26 protein-coding genes are annotated in these 20694 nt (G+C 59.6%); 8 read left to right on the top strand and 18 right to left on the bottom strand.

Translation table 11 applies throughout. The features are described 5' to 3' along the window. Positions 1–83 precede the first annotated feature (83 nt). From V5B40_RS18220 to V5B40_RS18185, 8 genes are all read right to left on the bottom strand, one after another. Positions 84–959, bottom strand: a complete 876-nt coding sequence (locus tag V5B40_RS18220) for a DMT family transporter (RefSeq protein WP_332355823.1) — start codon at positions 957–959, stop codon at positions 84–86. Positions 960–1144: 185 nt separating this feature from the next. Beyond that, the gene (locus V5B40_RS18215; RefSeq protein WP_332355822.1) at positions 1145–2875 is read right to left on the bottom strand and encodes an ABC transporter substrate-binding protein; all 1731 of its coding nucleotides are present in this window, start codon (positions 2873–2875) and stop codon (positions 1145–1147) included. A gap of 89 nt (positions 2876–2964) precedes the next feature. Continuing rightward, positions 2965–3273, bottom strand: coding sequence for a DUF2160 domain-containing protein (locus V5B40_RS18210; protein WP_332355821.1), 309 nt, complete (start codon positions 3271–3273; stop codon positions 2965–2967). A gap of 68 nt (positions 3274–3341) precedes the next feature. Next, the gene (locus tag V5B40_RS18205) at positions 3342–4154 is read right to left on the bottom strand and encodes a carbohydrate ABC transporter permease (RefSeq protein WP_332355820.1); all 813 of its coding nucleotides are present in this window, start codon (positions 4152–4154) and stop codon (positions 3342–3344) included. Next, complete coding sequence (locus V5B40_RS18200; protein ID WP_434735887.1) at positions 4147–5040, bottom strand: carbohydrate ABC transporter permease; 894 nt, start codon at positions 5038–5040, stop codon at positions 4147–4149. Before V5B40_RS18200 ends, V5B40_RS18205 begins: the two co-directional genes overlap by 8 nt. Further along, positions 5034–6113 (bottom strand): ABC transporter ATP-binding protein, encoded by a 1080-nt coding sequence (locus V5B40_RS18195; protein WP_332355819.1) that lies wholly within the window; start codon positions 6111–6113, stop codon positions 5034–5036. Before V5B40_RS18195 ends, V5B40_RS18200 begins: the two co-directional genes overlap by 7 nt. Position 6114: 1 nt before the next feature. After that, positions 6115–7200, bottom strand: coding sequence for an ABC transporter ATP-binding protein (locus V5B40_RS18190; RefSeq protein ID WP_332355818.1), 1086 nt, complete (start codon positions 7198–7200; stop codon positions 6115–6117). 108 nt (positions 7201–7308) lie between these two features. Next, positions 7309–8487: an iron-containing alcohol dehydrogenase gene (locus tag V5B40_RS18185; protein WP_332355817.1), complete on the bottom strand. Its 1179-nt coding sequence runs from the start codon at positions 8485–8487 to the stop codon at positions 7309–7311. 666 nt (positions 8488–9153) lie between these two features. Between V5B40_RS18185 and V5B40_RS18180 the strand changes: the two genes are divergently transcribed. Both V5B40_RS18180 and V5B40_RS18175 read left to right on the top strand, forming a co-directional pair. Continuing rightward, positions 9154–10890, top strand: coding sequence for an ATP-binding protein (locus V5B40_RS18180; protein WP_332355816.1), 1737 nt, complete (start codon positions 9154–9156; stop codon positions 10888–10890). A 74-nt stretch (positions 10891–10964) separates the two neighbouring features. Then, complete coding sequence (locus V5B40_RS18175) at positions 10965–11768, top strand: sulfite exporter TauE/SafE family protein (RefSeq protein WP_332355815.1); 804 nt, start codon at positions 10965–10967, stop codon at positions 11766–11768. A gap of 73 nt (positions 11769–11841) precedes the next feature. Here the strand turns inward: V5B40_RS18175 and V5B40_RS18170 are convergent, their stop codons facing one another. Continuing rightward, the gene (locus V5B40_RS18170) at positions 11842–12261 is read right to left on the bottom strand and encodes a hypothetical protein (protein WP_332355814.1); all 420 of its coding nucleotides are present in this window, start codon (positions 12259–12261) and stop codon (positions 11842–11844) included. An 83-nt stretch (positions 12262–12344) separates the two neighbouring features. Here V5B40_RS18170 and V5B40_RS18165 point away from each other — a divergent pair, with 83 nt between their 5' ends. The 4 genes from V5B40_RS18165 (at position 12345) to V5B40_RS18150 (ending at position 14395) form a co-directional block, all read left to right on the top strand. Beyond that, positions 12345–13124, top strand: coding sequence for a DUF4239 domain-containing protein (locus V5B40_RS18165; RefSeq protein ID WP_332355813.1), 780 nt, complete (start codon positions 12345–12347; stop codon positions 13122–13124). A gap of 295 nt (positions 13125–13419) precedes the next feature. Next, the gene (locus V5B40_RS18160; protein ID WP_291982575.1) at positions 13420–13704 is read left to right on the top strand and encodes a HigA family addiction module antitoxin; all 285 of its coding nucleotides are present in this window, start codon (positions 13420–13422) and stop codon (positions 13702–13704) included. A 50-nt stretch (positions 13705–13754) separates the two neighbouring features. Beyond that, positions 13755–14081: a type II toxin-antitoxin system RelE/ParE family toxin gene (locus V5B40_RS18155; RefSeq protein ID WP_332355812.1), complete on the top strand. Its 327-nt coding sequence runs from the start codon at positions 13755–13757 to the stop codon at positions 14079–14081. Further along, positions 14078–14395 carry an addiction module antidote protein gene (locus V5B40_RS18150; protein WP_169066655.1) on the top strand — a complete coding sequence of 106 codons (318 nt, stop codon included), beginning with the start codon at positions 14078–14080 and terminating at the stop codon, positions 14393–14395. The genes V5B40_RS18155 and V5B40_RS18150 overlap by 4 nt, the downstream gene beginning before the upstream one ends. A gap of 151 nt (positions 14396–14546) precedes the next feature. Here V5B40_RS18150 and V5B40_RS18145 read toward each other — a convergent pair whose 3' ends face one another. The 4 genes from V5B40_RS18145 to V5B40_RS18130 all read right to left on the bottom strand — a co-directional run bounded on the left by V5B40_RS18145 (position 14547) and on the right by V5B40_RS18130 (position 16168). Further along, positions 14547–14780, bottom strand: a complete 234-nt coding sequence (locus V5B40_RS18145) for a hypothetical protein (protein ID WP_332355811.1) — start codon at positions 14778–14780, stop codon at positions 14547–14549. 52 nt (positions 14781–14832) lie between these two features. After that, positions 14833–15324, bottom strand: coding sequence for a hypothetical protein (locus V5B40_RS18140; protein ID WP_332355810.1), 492 nt, complete (start codon positions 15322–15324; stop codon positions 14833–14835). A 28-nt stretch (positions 15325–15352) separates the two neighbouring features. Next, positions 15353–15718, bottom strand: a complete 366-nt coding sequence (locus tag V5B40_RS18135; RefSeq protein ID WP_332355809.1) for a hypothetical protein — start codon at positions 15716–15718, stop codon at positions 15353–15355. A 102-nt stretch (positions 15719–15820) separates the two neighbouring features. Beyond that, entirely contained in the window at positions 15821–16168 is a 348-nt protein-coding gene (locus V5B40_RS18130; protein ID WP_332355808.1) for a hypothetical protein, read from the bottom strand. 25 nt (positions 16169–16193) lie between these two features. On the opposite strand from V5B40_RS18130, the gene V5B40_RS18125 reads away from it, so the two are divergent. Next, the gene (locus tag V5B40_RS18125; RefSeq protein WP_332355807.1) at positions 16194–16325 is read left to right on the top strand and encodes a hypothetical protein; all 132 of its coding nucleotides are present in this window, start codon (positions 16194–16196) and stop codon (positions 16323–16325) included. A gap of 69 nt (positions 16326–16394) precedes the next feature. Here the strand turns inward: V5B40_RS18125 and V5B40_RS18120 are convergent, their stop codons facing one another. From V5B40_RS18120 to V5B40_RS25315, 4 genes are all read right to left on the bottom strand, one after another. Then, the gene (locus V5B40_RS18120) at positions 16395–17075 is read right to left on the bottom strand and encodes a hypothetical protein (protein ID WP_332355806.1); all 681 of its coding nucleotides are present in this window, start codon (positions 17073–17075) and stop codon (positions 16395–16397) included. Positions 17076–17328: 253 nt separating this feature from the next. Further along, positions 17329–17619 carry a hypothetical protein gene (locus V5B40_RS18115; RefSeq protein ID WP_332355805.1) on the bottom strand — a complete coding sequence of 97 codons (291 nt, stop codon included), beginning with the start codon at positions 17617–17619 and terminating at the stop codon, positions 17329–17331. 77 nt (positions 17620–17696) lie between these two features. Beyond that, on the bottom strand, positions 17697–18656 hold the full coding sequence (locus V5B40_RS18110) for a toll/interleukin-1 receptor domain-containing protein (protein ID WP_332355961.1): 960 nt from the start codon (positions 18654–18656) through the stop codon (positions 17697–17699). Between the two features lie 227 nt (positions 18657–18883). After that, a complete protein-coding gene (locus V5B40_RS25315) occupies positions 18884–19252 on the bottom strand; it encodes an HNH endonuclease (protein ID WP_434735889.1) in 369 nt (122 codons plus the stop codon). Positions 19253–19468: 216 nt separating this feature from the next. On the opposite strand from V5B40_RS25315, the gene V5B40_RS18105 reads away from it, so the two are divergent. Next, a complete protein-coding gene (locus V5B40_RS18105) occupies positions 19469–19648 on the top strand; it encodes a hypothetical protein (RefSeq protein ID WP_332355804.1) in 180 nt (59 codons plus the stop codon). 64 nt (positions 19649–19712) lie between these two features. Here the strand turns inward: V5B40_RS18105 and V5B40_RS18100 are convergent, their stop codons facing one another. Continuing rightward, the gene (locus V5B40_RS18100; protein WP_332355803.1) at positions 19713–20669 is read right to left on the bottom strand and encodes a hypothetical protein; all 957 of its coding nucleotides are present in this window, start codon (positions 20667–20669) and stop codon (positions 19713–19715) included. Positions 20670–20694: the final 25 nt, after the last annotated feature.

Here is a 20694-nt window from a genome sequence, read left to right as displayed (position 1 = left end):
CCCCACGCAATGACGGAGGATGGGAAATGCTTGCCGAAAGTCTCATCAAGCACGCAACACCACACTCGCATCGAGTAATAAATCTACCGCCCTCCCTTGGCACGTCTCCCGACAATAATCAGGGCGACAGTCGCCACGGCGACAAACAGCATCATCGGCTCGATCGCTTCTCCCAGTAATAATGCGGAAAAGCCCAGCGTAAGAAATAGTTGGAGCAACTGTACCTGACTCACTTTGGCAATTCCGCCCATGAGCAAGCCGCGATACCAGAAGAAAAATCCGATCCACTGACTCATCAAGCCCAGATAAACAAAAGCCAGCCATCCTGTCAGGGGAACTGCGGCCAGGCTGACCGGGCTTACGTATAACATATAGGGCAGCGTAACTGGCAAGCCGATGAGTAGCGCCCAGGAAATCACTTCCGGACCGCTGATGTACTTTGTGGCGATTGCTCCACAGGCATAGCCAAGCCCCCCGAGCAAAACCCCCAGCAGCAGTAGAGCATCAGGAGTATGCAATGCTCCCGAGGCGTGAACCCAGGCGTATCCGCAGACCAGGCAAGTGCCAACTGCGGCACAAACCCAGAAGGCGGCTGGCAGGCGTTCGCGGTTCAGGCTGGCGCCGATTACGGCGGTGGCCAGAGGAAGAATGCCATTGATAACCGCCGAGTGACTCGATGACACCCATTGCAGGGCGAGGGTATTGAGCAATGGCCAGCCAAAAACAACGCCTGCTGCCGTGCCAAGCAAAGGCCACCAGGCCGCATGGGGAGGTGGTTTTCTCTTCGTCAGCAGCAGATAAGCCAATCCGGCGAATGCTGCCAACACCGCGCGCCCGGCCCAGACAAACCATGCCGACATCAGGTCGCCGGAAAGCGCGATTTTCGTGACCGGCATTGTGAGGCTGAAAATCAGTACGCCAAGAGCGCCCAACATCAAACCACGGACAGACGGAGTCATCAAAAGTGGATCCCTGAGTCAAGAGCGCCAACTACGTCTGCCGGCGATGATGGCAGGCCTCAACGGACTGCCTGATTATCGCGGCAGAGCCGTCTTCGCCAAAACGCCTTCGCCAAAAAAAATGCCGCGCGCGGCACTCGGCACGCGCGCGGGCAATTGCGGGGAGCAACCCGCCCCCCATTCGATCAGCGAACCTTGCCGGCCTTCCACGCATTCAGCAGCGTCTCATAGGCGATGGTCTCACCCTTGGGCTTTTCGTTCGCCAGTTTCTTCCACGGGGCGCCCTTGTCGCTCAGCCACTTGCTCGGGTCGCTCTTCGGGTTCAGCTTCGGTGGGCAGTGAGCCATGCCGGCGCGCTCGAGGCGAGCCATCACCTGGTCCATCTCCTCGGCGAGGTTGTCCATCGCCTGTTGTGGCGTCTTCTCGCCGGTCACGGCGACCGCCACGTTCTTCCACCACAACTGCGCCAGCTTGGGGTAATCCGGCACGTTGGTGCCGGTCGGCGTCCACGCGACGCGTGCCGGGCTGCGATAGAACTCGACCAGGCCACCCAGCTTGGGAGCCATGTCGGTCATCGCCTGACTCTGGATGTCGGACTCACGAATCGGCGTCAGGCCGACGATGGTCTTCTTCAGCGAGGTCGTCTTGGCGGTGATGAACTGCGCGTACAGCCAGGCAGCGGCCGTCTTGTCGGCGTCGTGCGCCGTAAAGAAAGTCCATGAGCCGACGTCCTGGTAACCGTTCTGCATGCCCTGCTTCCAGTACGGGCCGTTCGGGCCGGGGGCCATGCGCCACTTCGGAGTGCCGTCGGCGTTGACCACCGGCAGGCCGGGCTTGATCATGTCGGCGGTGAACGCCGTGTACCAGAAGATCTGCTGCGCGATCTGGCCTTGCGCGGGCACCGGGCCGGCTTCGCCGAAAGTCATGCCGGTGGCCTCTTTCGGAGCATATTGCTTCATCCAGTCGACATACTTGGTCAAGGCGTACACCCCGGCCGGCGAGTTGACGGCGCCGCCGCGCGAGACCGAAGCGCCGACCGGCGTGCATTTGTCGTCGGCGACGCGAATCCCCCATTCATCGACCGGCATGCCGTTCGGGATGCCGATGTCGGCGGTGCCGGCCATCGACAGCCAGGCGTCGGTGAAACGCCAGCCCAGCGAAGGATCCTTCTTGCCGTAGTCCATGTGGCCGTACACCGGCTTGCCGTCGATCGTCTTCACCTCATCGCTGAAGAAAGCGGCGATGTCTTCATAGGCGCTCCAGTTCAGCGGTACGCCGAGTTCGTAGCCGTACTTGGCCTTGAACCGGTCCTTCAGGTCCTGGCGCGCGAAGAGGTCGGCGCGAAACCAGTACAGGTTGGCGAACTGCTGGTCGGGAAGCTGATAGAGCTTGCCGTCCGGCGCGGTCGTGAAGCTGGTGCCAATGAAATCCTTGAGGTCCAGTCCGGGGTTCGTCCACTCCTTGCCCTGGCCGGCCATGTAGTCGGTCAGGTTCATGATCTTGCCGTAGCGATAGTGCGTGCCAATCAGGTCGGAGTCGGAAATCCAGCCGTCGTAGATCGACCTGCCCGACTGCATCGATGTCTGCAGTTTCTCGACGACATCGCCCTCCTGGATCAGGTCGTGCTTGACCTTGATGCCGGTGATCTCCTCGAAGGCCTTGGCCAGGGTCTTCGATTCATACTCGTGGGTGGTGATGGTCTCGGATACCACCGAGATCTCATTGACTCCCCGGGCTTGCAGCTTCTTGGCGGCGTCGATGAACCACTTCATCTCGGCCATCTGCTGGTCCTTGGTCAGCGTCGATGGCTGGAACTCGGTATCAATCCATTTTTTGGCCTCGGCTTCGCCGGCCCAGGCCTGACTGGCGAGCGCGCAAGCGATAGTGAGGGCCATCGTGGTGTGGCGTAGTTTCATTGCTCGTCTCCTCGTGCACATGCCTCCCCGTGGATAGCCTTGCTCAGCACGGCCCCGGGGACGCTGCGGGCCGGATTCGAAAAAACCATTCAGCCTTTTCGCATCACCAGTAGCAGCGCGGCGATTGAAATGGCGAAACTGATCCAGATGCTCGGATCCTGCTCAAGCTTCAACCACTCGGCGAATTTTCCCGATAGCCCGACAAAGGCCAGATTGATGTAGGCGGCGCCGAGCAGTCCGATGAACAGGCGATCGCCACGCGTCGTTGCCATGGGCAGAAAGCCCTTGCGCAGCGTCGTCGGTGATTTGATCTCCCACACCGTCATTGCCGCCAGCAGCAGGGCAATGAAAATGAAAAAAACAGCCACCGGTGTGGTCCATACCATCCAGGCAAACATCGTTCAGCTCCTGTCAGCGGAAAGACAAGGACCTGGCGCGGCCGGAATGGAGCTTGCGGCATCAGGCATCACACCCGCCCCATGGCAAAGCCCTTGGCGATGTAATGCCGGACAAACCAGATCACGATGGCGCCCGGCACGATGGTCAGGACGCCGGCGGCGGCCAGCGTCGCCCAGTCCATGCCCGATGCCGAGACGGTACGCGTCATGGTCGCCACGATAGGTTTGGCGTCGACGCTGGTCAGCGTGCGCGCCAGCAACAGCTCCACCCAACTGAACATGAAGCAGAAGAAGGCCGTGACGCCGACACCGGCCTTGATCAGCGGCAGAAAGATGGTCAGGAAGAAGCGCGGGAAGGAATAGCCATCGATATAGGCGGTCTCGTCGATCTCGCGCGGAATACCGCTCATGAAGCCTTCCAGTATCCATACCGCCAATGGCACGTTGAACACCAGATGCGCCAGTGCCACCGCAATATGCGTGTCCATCAGGCCGAGGGTCGAGTAGAGCTGAAAGAAGGGCAGCAGGAAAACGGCCGGCGGCGTCATGCGGTTGGTCAGCAGCCAGAAGAACAGGTGTTTGTCGCCGATGAAGCTGTAGCGCGAAAAAGCATAGGCCGCGGGCAGAGCGACGCTGATCGAGATCGTCATGTTGATGGCGACGATGATCAGGCTGTTGAGGTAGCCGGAATACCATGCCGGATCGGTGAAGATGGTGCGGTAGTTGTCCCAGGTGAAGTGCTGCGGGAAAAACGAGAAACTGGAAAGGATTTCCGCGTTGGTCTTGAAGCTCATGTTCACCATCCAGTAGATGGGCAGCAGCGCAAAGACGATATAGAGAATCAGGAACAGGGTGCGCTTCTGCAAGCGGTTTTCATTCATGGCCGGCGCCCTCCTTGTCGGTGGTACCGACACGCTGCATCCAATTGTAGAGGATGAAACACAACAGCAGGATGATCAGAAAGTAAATCAGCGAGAAGGCGGCAGCCGGCCCGAGATCGAACTGACCGACCGCTTTCTGAGTCAGGTACTGGCTGAGAAAAGTGGTCGAATTTCCCGGACCGCCGCCCGTCAGAACAAAAGGCTCGGTATAAATCATGAAGCTGTCCATGAAGCGCAGGAGCACGGCGATCATCAATACGCCGCGCATTTTGGGTAGCTGGATGTAGCGGAAGATGGCAAATTTGGAGGCACCGTCTATGCGTGCGGCCTGATAGTAGGCAGCGGGGATGGAGCGCAGTCCGGCAAAGCAGAGCAGCGCCACCAGCGGTGTCCAGTGCCAGACATCCATGCTCAGTACGGTGAGCCAGGCATGCGTGGCATTGCCGGTGTAGCTGTAATCGAAACCCATCTTCTGCAGCATCGCACCCAGCAAGCCAATGTCGGCGCGACCGTAGATTTGCCAGATCGTGCCGACCACGTTCCACGGAATCAGCAGCGACAGCGCCACCATCACGAGCACCGCCGAGGCTTTCCAGCCCTTGGCTGGCATGGCCAGGGCGAGCATGATGCCGAGCGGAATCTCCACCGTCAGAACCGCCAGCGAAAAGCCCAGTTGCCGCCACAGGGCGGCATGGAGTTCGTCGTCGCGCATGACCAGCGCAAACCATTCCGTGCCCACGAAGACCCGCCGTTCGGGCGAGAAAATGTCCTGCAAGGAATAATTGACCACCGTCATCAAAGGCAGCACGGCGGAGAAGGCGACGCAAATGACCACCGGCAGCACCAGCCACCAGGCTTTCTGGTTAACGGGCTTGCTGCTCAGCACGGGAGGAGTTCCTCATTCTTGTAGAAACAGGTGTGTGATCCCAACACGCCCAGCCAGACCCGGTCGCCGCAGCGGGGTATCTCCTGATCGGGACGCAAGCGCGCCTTGATCGCCAGATCGCCGCATTGGCCGGTCAACAGCACGTGGGTACCGATGTCCAGTGCCTGCGTGACCTTGACCGGCAGGGCCGTCGGGTCATCGGCAGCGCTGAGCACGACGTATTCGGGCCGGATACCAAGTTTGAGTTCGCCTTCCGGCAAGGCAAGGTCGCGGCTCAGTCCAAGCCGGTGTTCGGCGACCAGCAGTGCCCGCTCATGGACCCGCGCCGGCAGGAAGTTCATGCCCGGCGAACCAATGAAATTGCCCACGAAAGTGTGCTGCGGCCTTTCGAACAACTCCTCGGCGCTTCCCACCTGCACCGAGCGACCGCGCGTCATGACCATCACCTGATCGGCAAAAGTCAAAGCTTCCACCTGATCATGGGTCACGTAGATCAGCGTCAGTTTCAGCTCGAGATGAATCTGTTTCAGTTTTCGCCGCAGCTGCCACTTCAGGTGCGGATCGATGACGGTCAAGGGTTCGTCGAACAACACGGCCGACACGTCGTGCCTGACCAGGCCGCGCCCGAGCGATATCTTCTGCTTGGCGTCGGCAGCAAGATTCGCGGCGCGCTGATCGAGTTGGCCACTCAGCTCCAGCATTTCGGCAATTTCAGCGACGCGCTTCCTGATCTGATCGCCGGGCATTTTCCGGTTGCGCAGGGGGAAGGCCAGATTGTCGGCCACGGTCATGGTGTCGTAGATCACCGGAAACTGGAACACCTGGGCGATATTGCGTTGCTGCGGACTGAGTTGCGTGACATTGCGGCCGTCGAACTCGACGCTTCCCCGCGAAGGCGCCAGCAGGCCCGACATGATGTTGAGCATCGTCGTCTTGCCGCAGCCCGAGGGGCCGAGCAGGGCATAGGCGCCGCCATCGGCAAAACTCATCTTCATCGGCAGCAGCGCGTAGTCCTCGTCCTGTTGCGGATTGGCCTGGTAGGAATGCGCGAGGTCGAGATCAATGCGCGCCATGTCAATGCCCTCCCCGCCCTTGCGGAGCCACGAGCAAGGCCCCCTGCGCATCGAATACATAGACATGGGCCGGATTGAGCTGCAGGGTCAGCGATGTACCCAGCTTGAAGCGATGCACACCGGTAAGCTGCGCCACCACTTCCCCGACGGCCGTGGACAGGTGCACAAAAGTGTCCGAGCCGGAGATTTCGGCAAGCTCGACGCGGCCGGCCAGGGGCACGTCGCCTGCGCTTTCCTGCAGGCGCAGGGCGCTGGCGCGTACGCCAACGGTCAGGGCGGTCGCCGCCTGTTGCGCAAGAATATCCGGCAGGCGAATCGAAAGCGCCGGGCCGGCATTCAATTGCACCCCATGGCTGCTTGCTGCAGCGGCGATCAGGTTCATCGGCGGATCGCTGAAGGCGCGGGCGACGCGCAAGGACCTGGGTGCATGGAAGACCTCGGCGGTGGGTCCATACTGGAGCAGTTCGCCGGCATCCATGACTGCCGTATGCCCACCCAGCAGCAAGGCTTCGCCCGGCTCGGTGGTGGCGTAGATGACCGTTGAATCGCCGGCCGCAAACAGCTCGCTCAGTTCTTCGCGCAATTCCTCGCGCAGCTTGTAGTCGAGATTGACCAGCGGTTCGTCGAGCAGCATCAGCGGGGCACCTTTGGCCAGCGCACGCGCCAGCGCCACGCGCTGTTGCTGGCCGCCCGAAAGCTCGGCCGGGTAACGGTCGAGGAAGCCGTCGATGTGCAACCGCTGCGCCAGCGCACGCACGCGCTCATCAATATTCTTTTCGCCACGCAGCTTCAATGGCGAAGCGATATTGTCGGCCACCCGTAACGAGGGATAGTTGATGAATTGCTGATAGACCATCGCCACGTTGCGTTCGCGTACCGAAACACCGGTAACATCCTGGCCATTCACCCGCACCACCCCCCGGGTGGGCGTGTCGAGGCCGGCCATGATGCGCAGCAAGCTGGTTTTCCCCGCCTGGGTGGCGCCCAGCAGCACGGTTACCGCGTTGCGCTTCGGCGCAAGGTCCATTTTGTAGAGCCAGGGCTGCGCCCCCACCCGCTTGCTGATGCCTTGCAGTTCCAATTCCATGGCGATGCTCTCCCGGAACGCAGTTTGCTTCGAAGTCGGCGCTTCATCAAGCGACTTTTCTCTATTGGCCTCCCGATCCTCACGGATCCTCGCGGACAGCGCCAGCGCCTAAAGCCGCGCCGCGAGAATCTGTGTAATCTCTTCGTCGGTGAGCACAATGGGATTGGTCTTCATGCTGCTGCCACGACAATTGGCGACGATGCGCGGCAAATCGGCGCCGGTGATACGCCAGTTTGACAGGCGCGGCAAGGCGAGCGCTTCCTCCCATTGACGCAAGCTCGTCACCAGGAAGCTGCGTGCATCCCGAGCATTCAATCCCTTCTGCATGGCAAAGCGGCGACCAATCTCGGCATATTTCGGCAGCGCAGGATTCTCGGGATCGCGCCTTCCCATCGCCGCAATATTGACCGCCGTTGCCGTGGCGACCAGAGTGCCGCAGGCCGCGCCGTGGGGAATCGGAAAGAAGGCGCCGAGGGGCGAGGCCAGGCCATGAACGGCACCGAGACCGGTCTGGGCGAGGCAGATGCCCGACAGCAGCGAGGCGTAGGCCATCTTCTCGCGCGCCGGGGCAGATTGTTCGGCATACAGCGGCAAGAGCGCATCCCTGGCCGCCATGATGCCGGAGCGCGCAAGCGCATCCGTCATCGGGTTGCTGCCTGTCGAGACGAAGGATTCGAGCAGTTGTGTGAAGGCATCCATGCCGTCGGCGGCGATGAGCTGCGGCGGACAGGTGACGAGCAGATCGGGATCGACGATCGCCCATTCGGCAACCAGTTGCTCATCGCGAAAGGATTTCTTGAACTGTCCGTGAATTGACAATACGGCGTTCCTGGTGGCTTCCGAGCCAGTGCCGGCCGTGCTGGGTACGGCGATCAAGGGCGTCGACGGGCCGCCATAGGGCAGCTCGGGACCGACGCCCTCGAGATGATCCAGCACCGAATTGCCTGGTTTGAGCAGGCCGGCGATGGCTTTCGCCGCATCAAGGGCGCTGCCGCCGCCGATACCAATCACGGCGTCAAACGCTTCGCCTTGCAATGCCGAGACGGTGGCGTCAATAAAAGTCGGCGCCGGCTCGGCGACGATCTTGACGATTTCCCAACGGCAAGCCCGCTGGCGCAAGGCAGCGAAGAGCCGCGGCGCATGCGCCGAGCCGAGAAAGCTCCGTGCGCCCGTGACCAGCAACAGGCGCTTGCCATAGCTGGCGGCGATGTCCGGCAATTTGCTCAGGGAACCGCAGCCGAACTTGATCTGCGGCAGACGGGCGATGGTAAACGCAGCGAAGCTCATGCAGGGACCCTCCTTCCATGTTCCAGTGGCTGCATCAGGCAGTGCAGTGCAATGCAAACCCGGATTTCGCCGGCCAGGCAGTTCTTGAACCCTCTTGAACCCTATACGCCCGCTCCCGCTTCGCTGGCGATCGGCCGGAATGGCCGAGACAGCGACGATATCGGGTCGCCGATCGTGCCTGCGAAAGCCCAAGAAACTTGCGAGAACTTGCGCGAACTTGCGTGATCGGCCACGCCAAGTGGCCGATAATCACACGATCGTGATCTACGGGCAATGCTCGCTCGGCCGCTTTCCCCTCGGCCGGTTTCCCTTACGCGCGTTCGGCGTTGGCGCTTTCAGACGGACGCGGCTGCAAGGGCTGTGTCGGCCCCGGGTACTACCAGGCGCTCGGGGTACTGGCGAGATCAGGCCCGGGCCCTCCTGTGGACTGTTGGGTTTATCAAATCGCCTCAACGCAACCCCTGCCGTCGGGGAAGGATAGAATAGCCACTTCCAGGAGGGTGACGAGCTCGTTTTGCAGAGAGCGGCCGTCGCGACCAGCGGCCGTTCAGTCCTGCCAAATTCACCAAATCCGCCAATTCGACCAATTCCACAAATTCCGCCCAGCGCGAATCCGACAACACCGGAACAGACGCTGCGCCTGACTCGGAGCAAGAAGGTATGAGCATGGATGATCTCGCCCTACTGCCACGGCAGCTCGAAGAGGAGCGCGCAGCCCGCAAGAAAGCCGAGGACTTGCTCGAAGAAAAGGTCCGCGAGCTGACGCTTGCCAATCAATTGTTGCAGCGCTATCTCGATTCCGTGCCATGCATGGTCGTCGCCCTGGACACTCAGGCTTGCATCTCGATGATCAATCGTGCCGGCTGCGCCCTGCTCGGCCAGCCCGAAAGCGCGCTACTCGGGCAAGCCTGGTTCGAGCACTGCCTGCCGCAGCCCGGCGGCAAGTCCGTCCTCCTCCCCCGCTTTCTGCAACTTGTCGGCGGCGATGGGCAGGCCCAGGAAGCACTGTCGGAGTATCCCGTCGTCGACGGGGATGGGCAGCAGCGTCTGATGGCCTGGCACACGGCCATGCTGACCAACGCGGCCGGGAGAATCGTCGGCACGCTGAGTTCCGGTGAAGAGATCACCGAACGAAAACTGGCTGAAGTAGCGATCGCCGAATCCAGGAACCTGCTCCTGAAGATCATCGATACCGTGCCTGCTCGCGTCTTCTGGAAGGACACCGATTTGCGCTTTCTTGGCTGCAACAGGACGTTTGCCGCGGATGCCGGGATGCAGAATCCTGACGACCTGATCGGCAAGGACGACTATCAGATGGTGTGGGCGGAACAGGCCGATCATTATCGCGCCGACGACCGGGAAGTCATGGCCGCCGGGGCACCGCGACTGTACTTTGAGGAACAGCAGACCACTGCCAGGGGTGAGACAGTCTGGCTGCGGACGTCCAAGATTCCGCTGATCAACGACGACAATGAAACCTTTGGCGTCCTGGGGGTGTACGAGGACATCACTGAATTCCGCCGGATCGAAGCCGACAATCGAATCCATCTCGCCGAGTTGACGGCCCTCAATGGCATGCTCGTCGAAGCGCAAAACCAGATGCTGCGATCGGTGAAGATGGCTTCCGTCGGTCGACTGGCCGCCGGCGTAGCGAACGAGATCGATAACCCCTTCGCCTTCATCAACTCCAATCTGGAGGCCCTCAAGGGGCACGTGGTGGATCTGTTGAGCGTGCTGGAAGCCTACGAGAAAGCTGAACCGGCACTGGCCGGGCAGGTGGCTTTCCTGGCCGCCATCGAGCAGGCGAAAGAAAAGGCGCAGCTTGCCTTCATGCGGCAAGACATCCTGAACCTGATCAGCGAATCGCTCGACGGTGTGCAGCGCGCCAAGACAGCCGTCGAAACGCTCAAGGAGTTTTCGCGCGTGGACACCGCCGAGTGGCAGCTTGCAAACCTTGAGAAAGGCCTGGAGAGCACACTCAACATCGTCTGGAACGAGATCAAGTACAAGGCAAAAATCAAGAAGGACTACGCCGGCATCCCCGACATAGAATGTCTTGCTCCGCAACTCAACCAGGTCTTCCTGAATCTGGTGATCAATGCCGCGCAAGCCATCGACGAGCGCGGCGTGATCATCCTGCGCACCGGCTTCGACGAGCACGAGGTGTGGGTTGAAGTCGGCGATACCGGCAAGGGCATCGAGCCCGAAGACATGGACAAGATCTTCGACCCCTTCTTCACCACCAAAGCGACGGGCAAAGGAACCGGTCTCGGCCTGTCACTGGCCAACAACATTGTTCGCCGCCATGGCGGGCGACTGGAGACGCGCAGCAAACCGGGCAAAGGAAGCGTGTTTCGCGTCACCTTGCCGCGCAACCGCTTGCTCAACAACGAAGCTTTCTGAACCTGCCGCCAACAAGCGCGGCTCGCAAGCTTCCCCTTTCGGCCCTGCCTCTCAGCGCACCTCCGACCGCCCTTATGGACGCCAGCCTGATTGCCACCTACGCTTTGCTCGCCATCGCCGCTTTCTGCGCCGGGGCGATGAACTCGGTTGCCGGTGGCGGCACCTTCCTGTCGTTTCCGGCGCTGCTCGCCGCCGGCGTCCCGCCAGTGATGGCCAACGCCAGCAACTCGGTTGCCCTCTGGCCAGGCAGCCTCGCCGCAGCGTGGGCTTTTCGTACCGAACTGCTGCGCTTTCGCACGGCGCTGCCGCTGCTGACCCTGGTTGCCTTCCTCGGTGGCATCGCCGGTGGCCTGTTGCTGCTCGCCACGTCGAATGCTGCCTTCGCCAACCTGATTCCCTGGCTGCTCCTCGTGGCCACGGTCCTCTTCGCCTTCAGTACCCAGTTCTCGGCTTTGGTCGCTGGCCTGCGCAAACCCGCGCGCGCAGCCGATGACAGCCCCGCCAACAGCCGGCAAGTCGGCGTCGGCGGCTTCCTGTTTCAGCTCGTGGTGTCGATATACGGTGGCTTCTTTGGCGCCGGCATGGGCATTCTGATGCTCGCCGCGTTGGCGATCCAGGGATTCGACGATGTGCACGAGATCAATGCGCTGAAGAACTGGCTATCGGCGGTGATCTACTCGGTTGCGGTGGTCACCTTCGTCGTCGCCGATGCCGTTTCCTGGCCCCACACGATAGTGATGCTGGTGACCGGAACGCTTGGCGGCTACGCGGGCGGCCGCGTCGCGCGCCGCATTCCTGCCCTGTGGTTACGGCGCTTCATTGTCGCGCTCGGCAGCTTGCTGACCCTGGCGTATTTCTACAAGAGCGGAGTGAGTTAGAAGCAGCAAGGGAAGGCCAAATCTGTCCAGGCGCCTCAACGACATCACCATGCCGAATCCGTCGCTCTTTTCATCAAGGAAGTAGCGTCATTTTGTACCGACCAGCAACAGAAGCGTCCCGCGGCTGAGCTCCGGATGCTGCCTCTGGGGACGGCGGGGCCACGCCAAAACCCGCGCCTTTTGGATGCACCCGAGGCCGCCGGGGAGGCTGCGCTTGCGCAGCAGGAGTGCCGATAACTGTTCGGCTCCCTGCGCTGGCGGTTTGCTGCTGGCGGTTTGCTCTATGGCGCAGCTCATGGATGCGCAACTGCGGTAAGCCGGCCTTGCTGCGTAACCGCGACCAGACCTTCATGATGGTCGTGTAGGGCTTTCCCGTCTGCCTGTTGATGAAGAGATTGCCGTCCACGCCCACCGTGTCAAGCTGGGACAGAATCCCGATCACCGTAGCATTCAGAGACGCCGAGCGGATGCCTTTGGACTTTGCATTGAGCATCGGGATTCGCTCCCCAGACTGCTATACAGGCGTGCCGATTGTCGACGACAATGGTGCGAAATCATCGGCCTGAAAGAAAATTCATGAGCTACACAGCCTTCGCTTCGCTTATTACCTTTGTCCTTTTCGTTGGCATGGTAGCGCTGCTCGAAATCGGGCGACGGATTGGTGTTCGCCGACGCGCCAACGATCCCGAAGGCGCACAGGCCGGTACCGGCGCCGTAGATGGCGCGGTCTTCGCCCTGCTCGGATTGCTCATCGCCTTCACTTTTTCGGGCGCGGCGACGCGCTTTGACGAGCGTCGGAGTCTGATCGTCCAGGAGGCCAACGACATCGGCACCGCCTACCTGCGCCTCGACCTCTTGCCTCCCGCCGCGCAACCGGCGCTTCGCGATCAATTCCGGCGCTACGTTGGTTCGCGGCTGGAAGCCTATCGGAAGCTGCCCGACATCGAGGCAGCCAAGGCGGAGCTGGCGCGTTCAATCAAGCTGCAGGGAGAAATCTGGAGCCAGGCCCTCGCCGCCAGCCAGATGAATGACGCGCCGCCCGCCGCCACCATGCTGCTCTTGCCGGCGCTGAACCAGATGATCGACATCACTACCACGCGTACCACAGCGGCGACGATGCACCCCCCGGTGGTGATCTTCGTGCTGCTCTACGGGCTCGCGCTGATTGCAGCACTGCTCGCCGGCTACGGCATGTCCGCAGCCAGGTCGCGCAACTGGCTGCACATGATCGGTCTCGCCGCGACCATGGCCTTGGCGGTGCACGTCGTCATCGACATCGAGTATCCACGCCTGGGACTGATCCGGGTCGACACCTTCGACCAGGTGCTGGTGGACCTGCTGGAGAGCATGAAGTAATGCCGATGAAGTAACGGCGATTGCCCTTGGCCGCTCGGCAGATCGCGAGACAGCACCAGGGACTCGGCTGCACACGCACATGACGTACCGGACCCGGACCCGTGCCCTGACCGCGGCCGCCCTCCCCAGCCCGCAGGTCATCGCGAGGAGGCGCAGCCGACGAGGCACAAGCCAGTTCCATCCTCTTACCATGCGCTGACGGTTTGAGGCGAATTGGATTGGCGGCTGGTTTTCCGGTTCGACGGAACGGACGTGGAGCTGCTCGACTACATCGACTATCACTGAGGCCCGACACATGGACATGCACAACCCCGCGCCCCCCGGCGACCTGCTCGCCGGCTGGCTGGACGACCTCGACATGAGCGTGACTGCGTTCGCTGCACACGTGGGCATCAGCCGCGTCATGCTGTCTCGCATCCTGCACGGACACGCCGCCATCACCGCCGACATGGACCTGCGCTTGCACGAAGCATTGGGCACCTCGCCCGGCTACTGGCTACGGCTGCAGGCACAACGCGACTTGTGGACCGCTGGCGAGCGCGCCAAGGAACGCGCGCCGGTGGCACGAATCGCGGCTTGACGGGGTTTGTGACTCCTGCGAAACTTGTGTAACATATACGTTACAAACTTATGTTCGACCTTCTCGACTACCAGATGGCAGACGGCCGCGACCCGTTCAAGGAATGGCTCGCAGACCTAGCAGACAGGCAGGCACGCGCAAGGGTGGCCGTCCGGGTGCAGCGCATGGCCGCTGGCAACTTCGGCGACCACAAGCCGCTGAGCGATGGAGTATGGGAACTGAAGATAGACCACGGCCCCGGCTACCGGGTGTATTACGCTCAGGCAGGCCGCCGAGTGCTGTTACTGCTGGTCGGTGGCGACAAGCGCCGGCAGCAAGCCGACATCGCAACCGCTGTCCGCTACTGGCAAGACTGGAAAATGAGGAACGCACAATGAAAGCCGCCCGCCCCCACGATGACGCAATGGTGGAACTGCTCCGCGAAGATCCGGCTTTTGCCGATGAATACCTGGCTGCCGCGCTGGAAGAGGCCGATGAACCCGGCGGACGCCAATGCCTGCTGCGCGCCCTGCGCCATGTCGCCCAAGCGCAAGGCATGGAGGAGGTGGCAGAACGCGCCGGCCTGCGCCGTGAAAGCCTTTACCGCGCGCTGTCTCCCAAGGGGAATCCGACACTTGAAACGCTGCTGGCCGTCCTGTCCGCGGCCGGTCTGCGCCTGGCCGTGGCTCGACGGGAAGAACACCCAGCCTGACCGAGTTTTGCCGCGCCTATCCCGACGGGGAGAAAACCGGGCACCTTCCCCGGCTGGCGCGGCAGCAAGCGCGTGCCGTCGGGAAAGAGGGAAAGCGACGAGCGAATAAGATGAGCCGGAAAACCTGAGTAGCGCCACGGTTTTTGATCTTTCAATGTTCGCGCAAGTTGATGGCGTTAGCGCCGGTCCGGTCCGCAACGCGCAGCCGGTCATCACGCTCGTGATCATTTATGACAAAAAAACAAAAAAAGCAAAACGATTCAGCTGCCTGCAACACGTCATTCTTGATGACCAAATTCTGATCACGTCGTGATGGCACTTCGAGCAGTCCATCATCGGTCGAGAACATGTGAATAATGATCGGTTTATCGAAGGGAAAGAGCATCAACCTGCTTGATCACAATCGCTCTTTTTTCCATCATGATTGATGACCGTGCTCAGATCTCGGCCAGAAACCCGGCGTCCTTCGTCAGCTCATAGCAGCGCCCTTTCACTGTCGAAGCCTTCACCACGCCTTCCACCCTGAGCACCGCCATCAGAAAGCCGGGACTGTTCAGGGACTTCCCGCTGAACAGCGCGTGCAGCACCTGTGACGTGAAAGGGCTATGCAGTTCAAGCTTCTCCTGAATCGCGGTCCAGCCTATCCAGTCCTGATTCAGGAAGCCGCTTCCGGTGTTGCCATAGAGGCGAATCTTGATGACCGATTCCGGGGTACCGCCAAGGTGATACGTCAGCGCCGATTTCCCGGAGATTTCCCGGAGACCGTCGGGCAGCGGGCGATCTTCAGGATGCGCAGGGGTAGCTCGGTGGTGGTGGTGGCCTTGGTGGTTACTTTGGCTGCCGCCTTGGTCGTGGCTGCTGGTGTTTTCTGTACTGCTTTCTTCATTGCGTGACTCCTTTACGTGATGGTGGGCGGTGGATTTCTTCATCCATATAAGATGGTCAGATTGGCGCGCCTTAGCCAAGCGTACCCAGGACTGCGACGCCGCCGTACTGCGCCGCGATGACCTCCGCTGGATCGAGAACGGCGACTTCCCTGCCCCCGATATCCGCCAGGTGTGCGCGGGCGATGGCCAGGTCGGCGGTCAGCAGCCATTCGGTGCCGCCATCGATTTCAGCCTGCAGGACGACGACACCTTTCCCTGCCAGCGCATCACGCCGTAGTACCGCCAGCAGCGCGAGGCATTCGGCGTGGGCACGCGGCAGATGACCGTCGTACTCGATGATGGCGGCGCGTTCCTCGAAGGCTTCGCGGTCGTCGGCACCGAGGTGTTCCGCCATCTCGATAACGATGGTGTCCTTGGGGATCGGATGGTTCTGCATAACGGGCTCCATAAATGAAAAAACCACCGAGACCGTGAAGGCCAGGGTGGCTGGGGGTGGATGAATGAAAAAGTGCGGCTTGGTTGGACTGCTTGGTACGCGTCAGGGCGCCGGGACTGCATACTCGGCACACACGGCGAGAAGGTCGGGATCGATGCCTTCCAGCTTGGGGATGAAGATCACGACACCGAAATCGCCGTCGCCGGGGACGAAGACCATTTCGTAGCAGGTGTCCAGTTCCTCCAGTACTTCGAAAAACGAGACAGGGCAACCGCTCTCCTCCTCCAGGTCCTGAACGCTGTCGCCGGCTTCGACGACGATCATGTAGCCGTGCAGGTCTGGCTCGTAGGGCTCCCGGTCGCAGATATCGAGGAACCGCTGCTCTACGAGTCGGCGTATCTCCGGGGCGACGATACTGCGGGTGGCCTCGGGATCACGAAGGACGAGCATGGGTCGCCTCCAGGGTGGGCAGGGAATGAAGTTGGTGACAGCTTGCGGCGCGATGATCAGTGGGAAGCTGATCGGTGATGGTGAAGGACATTTGGAACTCCTTTCGTGGACGAAAAAAATGCCCGACCACTGTGAAATGGGCGAGCTGGCGGGGTGAGAACTGGTGAGTGCTGCGGTGCTACTCGGCACTGCTCGGTGCTGCTTGGTGCTGCTTGGTGCTTCCGTTCTAGCGATACGCGAACGTGATCATCGGGACGGCGCGAACATTCGGCTGCTTCGCCAGGAAGTCGCGCAGGAATTCCCCAAGCTTCCGCTCGCAGAGGGCGATCACTGCTTCCTCCATACTGATGGCGTCGCCCTGCTTCTCGGCGGCGATGGTCAGACGCTGCTGCAGGGCGATCACCTGCTCTTTCTCATCGATCAGCAGCCCCTTGCCGGGGATTTCATGGGAGATCGCCCCGATGGCCGGCGACGCTACGAGTTCCGGTTTCTTCAGCGTCACGGTGATGCCGGTAGCGTCTGCCGCGACACTGAAACTCTCGGGGCTCAGGTCGTAGCCGACGGAATACTCCACGGCATAGTTCAGGATGATGGTGGCGTCCGACTTAATGCCCAGCGCTGACCTATTGATGTGCTCGACATGGACGTAGCTTCGGTCGATCCTGGCGGCCAGGAATTTCGTCCGGCCTGAGATGGCTTTCTTGGTGACCTCCAGGTATTGCGTGAAAGTGGTGTAGCCGAGGAGGTCCTGCTTGGTCGCCGACAGGGTGCGCTCGACCGTGTGCAGCTTCGACAGGAGATCGGATTGGTGATGCTCGGCGGCGGCGGTGGATTGGCGATATTGGTGGGTGGCGACGGCGAGCGCGGCGAGTGCGGCGATGGTGATTGCGGTTAGGGATTTCTTCATGGGCAGCTCCTTGGTTGGATTGCGGATTGGGGATAGGGGACTCATCCATAGGCGCGAAGCGGTTTGTCGGAGAGGTGTCCTCCCGGACTACAGGGATAGTGCCTTTCACCGCGATAGACTCTCGTAAATGTAGTTGAGCACCACATACAGCGCAGCGAGATCAGTATCGATTGTGATGCGGTCGCCGCCCGTCGGATCAATAAGGGTTGTTTGACCCTTGCCATTGAACTGAAAACCACCTATAGAGATGTAATCAGGTGTGGGCAATTGCTTCTTGAGGAAAGAACAAGTGACCTTTTCCGACTAGGACGCCATCCTCACCGGGGAGCGACTCGAACGCGAAATTCAAAGTGCGTCCAGCGAAGGTTGTAGAAAAAAACCCTTGGTCGATGTTTAAAGAAATGCCAATGCCTTTGATGTGAAATTCTGGAGCGGTGACTTGCTCGGCGACGTCCTTAGCAAACTGTTCGTATCTGGCAGCAAGCTGACGATGGCGACGAGAAGCCATTTCAAGATTTTGATGAAGTTGATTCCATTCGAGCATTCCGTTTCTCCTTGGCATGAGGCTTTATTGAACGCCCCTGTAGATATATCAAGCACACCTATGAGCGTAATGCAGCGTCACCGCAAAGGCTGCATTAGCATTGCCCAGAAGTACTCTGCCGCACCCTCCTGAGTCAGGAAAGTGTCACGATGCTCCGTCAAGAGGGAAGACATTCCCAAGGGCTTGAGGCCGAGACTGTGACCATCATTCGCCACACTCATGCTTTCGTTAAAACTGTTTCCATTACCTAGGCCCGAACTGCTGAAGGCAATTCCGCCCATGAAAGAACCACCACTTAACCAAATCCCGCATTTTGCCGCCTGCTTACCGTCTGAGTAAATGACGGCCTCGAAGCCATTTTTATCCCGGCGCCGGATATAGGTCTTTAGATGAGAGTTCCGATCGCTCAATTCCGTTAGTGAATTATCAAAATACGCTGCGATGTATTCGAAACTAGCCATCATGAATTCATCGCGATCGTGATCCGTAAAAGACTGCCGAACACGCAGCTCGCTGGATCTCGGGCCCGAGACTCTGGGCACGGGCTGGGTCTTTGATGATTGCTCGAAGTTCTCCGGAGATAGCACTTCAGTACTGCCATGCATAGATTTCGCAGCACGTTTGATAGCCTGAATAACTTCCATAAACCCATCATCTAAAGTAGGGAATTTCACCACTGGACGACCATCCCGAGTTGCTGCCTGCAGCTTGCGAAAGGGTAGGTCTTGCCAATCGCATGGGCGAAGAATGACTGGGATTACTCTGGCCTGGCCCGCATCATGGCGTTCTAACGCATAAGTCATTTCCAAATCATAGCAGTATCTGGAGGCAATGAAATCGACGCTGACCAGCAACAGAATGATATCCGCGTTGCGTAGTCGGTCGTCAATTTTCTTCCCCCATTCGTCGCCCGCTCCAATGCGCCGATCATGCCACGCGCCGATGATGCCCTGATGTTTCAGGCCAGCAAGATGTTTCTCCAATTCGTCTCTTAGTGATTCGTCCTCATGGGAGTATGAAAAGAAAAGTCGAACCATCAATACTTGCCTCCTAAATAGCGACTCACGTTGCCAGAATTGGCGGCGGCCTCACTTTTCGCTTCCACCTCTGCGAGGAATTCCGCCTTGCGCGTGACTTCGTCTCGTTTGGGCAGAACTCCAGTCTCGGCTAGGCGCCATTGCTTCATGTGGCTTCCGTAGATTAGTTGGTGTCGTTGCGATCATCCCCTGCCGGCAGGGTCACTTGCCGACGTGATGTGCCTGTTTTAAGCGTCATTCAGTAATGCCCGCAACTCCTCTATTTTAAGCGGAGGCTCATGCCTGTGGAGCATAGCATGACAGTTCGGGCACACAGGAACGAGATCACTTATGGGGTCAACGCTGTATTCGGTGCCTATCGAAGCAATGGGAACGCGATGATGAACATGTATAAACCCGGTGCCAAGAGGGCCGTACCGCTCACTGAAATCGAGGTTACAAACCTGGCAAACGCACCTGTAGTGGTCTAGACAAGCCTTGCGGGATTCCAGTGACCGCTCATATCGGTTTACCAGAACCTCTTGAGCCAACCCTTCAGTGTAGTTGGCGCCTTCAGGCAGTTCATTGGGAAACAGACTTCCATCATCTAATGGCATGTTCGTTGTAAGAGGGGTCGCTTCTGCTACTTCAACAGTCGATGCGGGTAGCTGAGCGAAACAATCAACGATTTCCTGATCTGTGCAGCACTTGTTCGCATCGAAGCGAAGAAGGTTCTCTATCGGGACCACTGCGGATTCGACTGTGCTGCTACCCTCAACTGCAAGTCGGAATGCGCGTCCCACATCTGAATCATCTTCCCAAACGAAAACGCAATGAACATTGCCATACTTCTTCCACATGCCAGCCACTCGACCGATCTGCCGGAGGAGGTTCTGTGCGCCGTCCTTCCCATCTATTGCGGCGGCAAGCGTTTTGTGAATGCGGTGCTTCCGCCAGCGTTTTTCTTCGTGCACCGCTGCAAAGTTAATAGCCACGAGATCGACTCCTCTTGATGGATAAGATGGCAGCCCCGGCACTGCGCGGCTTCATCGTGCAGCGCCCCTGGAAGCTGTCCGGCTATGCACTGGTCTCAACAAAGCGGGAGATTGGTGCTATTAACGTCTCGACCAGCGCATCTTCTTCGCGGCTCGGCTCCACGGGGCGGTCTCGAGCGATCGTTTGAAGAAGTTCCGGCTGAGCTATCGGACCGAGTGCCTCTATGACATCGACGAGCGGGAATGCCCTACGCTCGGCAAGCAACTTCGCCACCATGCGTTGTGCCGTTGTTGGAAGCGAAGCCTCTCTTGGCACCTGTGCATCAGCCGCAATGAACTGCTGAATAATAAACCAAGCCGAGTAAAATACCTCCATAAATGCCGCATCATAGGGAAGAGGACAAATGACTAGGTTTTTCCCGACGTCGAACGTGATCTTGTCGCTTTTTCCATGACGAGAAGGAACAATTCCTACTCTAATTCCTGTTGCGCCTTCGAGTTGGGCGGGGTTTATCTTAACTGTCGTTCCAACCCAGCGGTCTGTGTCTTTCATTCCAAGAAATAGGTCAGCCTTCCATGCTCCGCTGATACTTGCTGGCAAATAGAGTCTTGTCGTTGGACGGCGAAATGCGGCTGCCAACAAATTGATGTAGCGACGTAGCTTAATCGGTTGAGCTTGTGCTCCTGTCAAGAGTCGCGAGTCGTCGGTGAGGAGGCCTTTGGCGGTATCTATAAGTCGCAGTGCGCCACTTTTCTCAGCGCCGAACAGTATTGAGGCAGTGTCGTTTCCCTTCACCTTGCAATACTTTCTCATCCCGTCATTTACTTTCTCGACGACATTTGGCTCGCCCCGTCCTACTGCGTCGTGTACGGCGTACTCAAAGCAAATGCCAATATCACCATCACCCGCACGGTACATGCGGGGCAGCATCAGAAGCTTAACATTCTCGTAGCCACCCACTTCGGCTACGACTTCCTGCTTTAAAGCAAAAAGAAGTCCTTGAAGAATCGGCCTTGCGGCGGCAATTAGAGCGGACACCTCATCGCCAACCGGATTTAGCTGA

Source organism: Candidatus Accumulibacter meliphilus (assembly GCF_036625345.1).
Lineage (GTDB): Bacteria > Pseudomonadota > Gammaproteobacteria > Burkholderiales > Rhodocyclaceae > Accumulibacter > Accumulibacter meliphilus.
Note: the sequence above shows the minus strand (reverse complement) of the source record. Positions and strands in the feature narration are given on the sequence as shown.

Coding starts and splice junctions, on each gene's coding strand:
- V5B40_RS18135 (WP_332355809.1), bottom strand. CDS start 15,718: ATGCAGAACCATCCGATCCCCAAGGACACCATCGTTATCGAGATGGCG.
- V5B40_RS18175 (WP_332355815.1), top strand. CDS start 10,965: ATGGACGCCAGCCTGATTGCCACCTACGCTTTGCTCGCCATCGCCGCT.
- V5B40_RS18195 (WP_332355819.1), bottom strand. CDS start 6,113: ATGGCGCGCATTGATCTCGACCTCGCGCATTCCTACCAGGCCAATCCG.
- V5B40_RS18150 (WP_169066655.1), top strand. CDS start 14,078: ATGAAAGCCGCCCGCCCCCACGATGACGCAATGGTGGAACTGCTCCGC.
- V5B40_RS18190 (WP_332355818.1), bottom strand. CDS start 7,200: ATGGAATTGGAACTGCAAGGCATCAGCAAGCGGGTGGGGGCGCAGCCC.
- V5B40_RS18110 (WP_332355961.1), bottom strand. CDS start 18,656: ATGGTTCGACTTTTCTTTTCATACTCCCATGAGGACGAATCACTAAGA.
- V5B40_RS18155 (WP_332355812.1), top strand. CDS start 13,755: ATGTTCGACCTTCTCGACTACCAGATGGCAGACGGCCGCGACCCGTTC.
- V5B40_RS18180 (WP_332355816.1), top strand. CDS start 9,154: ATGGATGATCTCGCCCTACTGCCACGGCAGCTCGAAGAGGAGCGCGCA.
- V5B40_RS18210 (WP_332355821.1), bottom strand. CDS start 3,273: ATGTTTGCCTGGATGGTATGGACCACACCGGTGGCTGTTTTTTTCATT.
- V5B40_RS18185 (WP_332355817.1), bottom strand. CDS start 8,487: ATGAGCTTCGCTGCGTTTACCATCGCCCGTCTGCCGCAGATCAAGTTC.
- V5B40_RS18215 (WP_332355822.1), bottom strand. CDS start 2,875: ATGAAACTACGCCACACCACGATGGCCCTCACTATCGCTTGCGCGCTC.
- V5B40_RS18120 (WP_332355806.1), bottom strand. CDS start 17,075: ATGAAGAAATCCCTAACCGCAATCACCATCGCCGCACTCGCCGCGCTC.
- V5B40_RS18105 (WP_332355804.1), top strand. CDS start 19,469: ATGAACATTGCCATACTTCTTCCACATGCCAGCCACTCGACCGATCTG.
- V5B40_RS18140 (WP_332355810.1), bottom strand. CDS start 15,324: ATGAAGAAATCCACCGCCCACCATCACGTAAAGGAGTCACGCAATGAA.
- V5B40_RS18165 (WP_332355813.1), top strand. CDS start 12,345: ATGAGCTACACAGCCTTCGCTTCGCTTATTACCTTTGTCCTTTTCGTT.
- V5B40_RS18170 (WP_332355814.1), bottom strand. CDS start 12,261: ATGCTCAATGCAAAGTCCAAAGGCATCCGCTCGGCGTCTCTGAATGCT.
- V5B40_RS18130 (WP_332355808.1), bottom strand. CDS start 16,168: ATGCTCGTCCTTCGTGATCCCGAGGCCACCCGCAGTATCGTCGCCCCG.
- V5B40_RS18220 (WP_332355823.1), bottom strand. CDS start 959: ATGACTCCGTCTGTCCGTGGTTTGATGTTGGGCGCTCTTGGCGTACTG.
- V5B40_RS25315 (WP_434735889.1), bottom strand. CDS start 19,252: ATGCCATTAGATGATGGAAGTCTGTTTCCCAATGAACTGCCTGAAGGC.
- V5B40_RS18160 (WP_291982575.1), top strand. CDS start 13,420: ATGGACATGCACAACCCCGCGCCCCCCGGCGACCTGCTCGCCGGCTGG.
- V5B40_RS18115 (WP_332355805.1), bottom strand. CDS start 17,619: ATGCTCGAATGGAATCAACTTCATCAAAATCTTGAAATGGCTTCTCGT.
- V5B40_RS18125 (WP_332355807.1), top strand. CDS start 16,194: ATGAAGTTGGTGACAGCTTGCGGCGCGATGATCAGTGGGAAGCTGATC.
- V5B40_RS18205 (WP_332355820.1), bottom strand. CDS start 4,154: ATGAATGAAAACCGCTTGCAGAAGCGCACCCTGTTCCTGATTCTCTAT.
- V5B40_RS18145 (WP_332355811.1), bottom strand. CDS start 14,780: ATGCTCTTTCCCTTCGATAAACCGATCATTATTCACATGTTCTCGACC.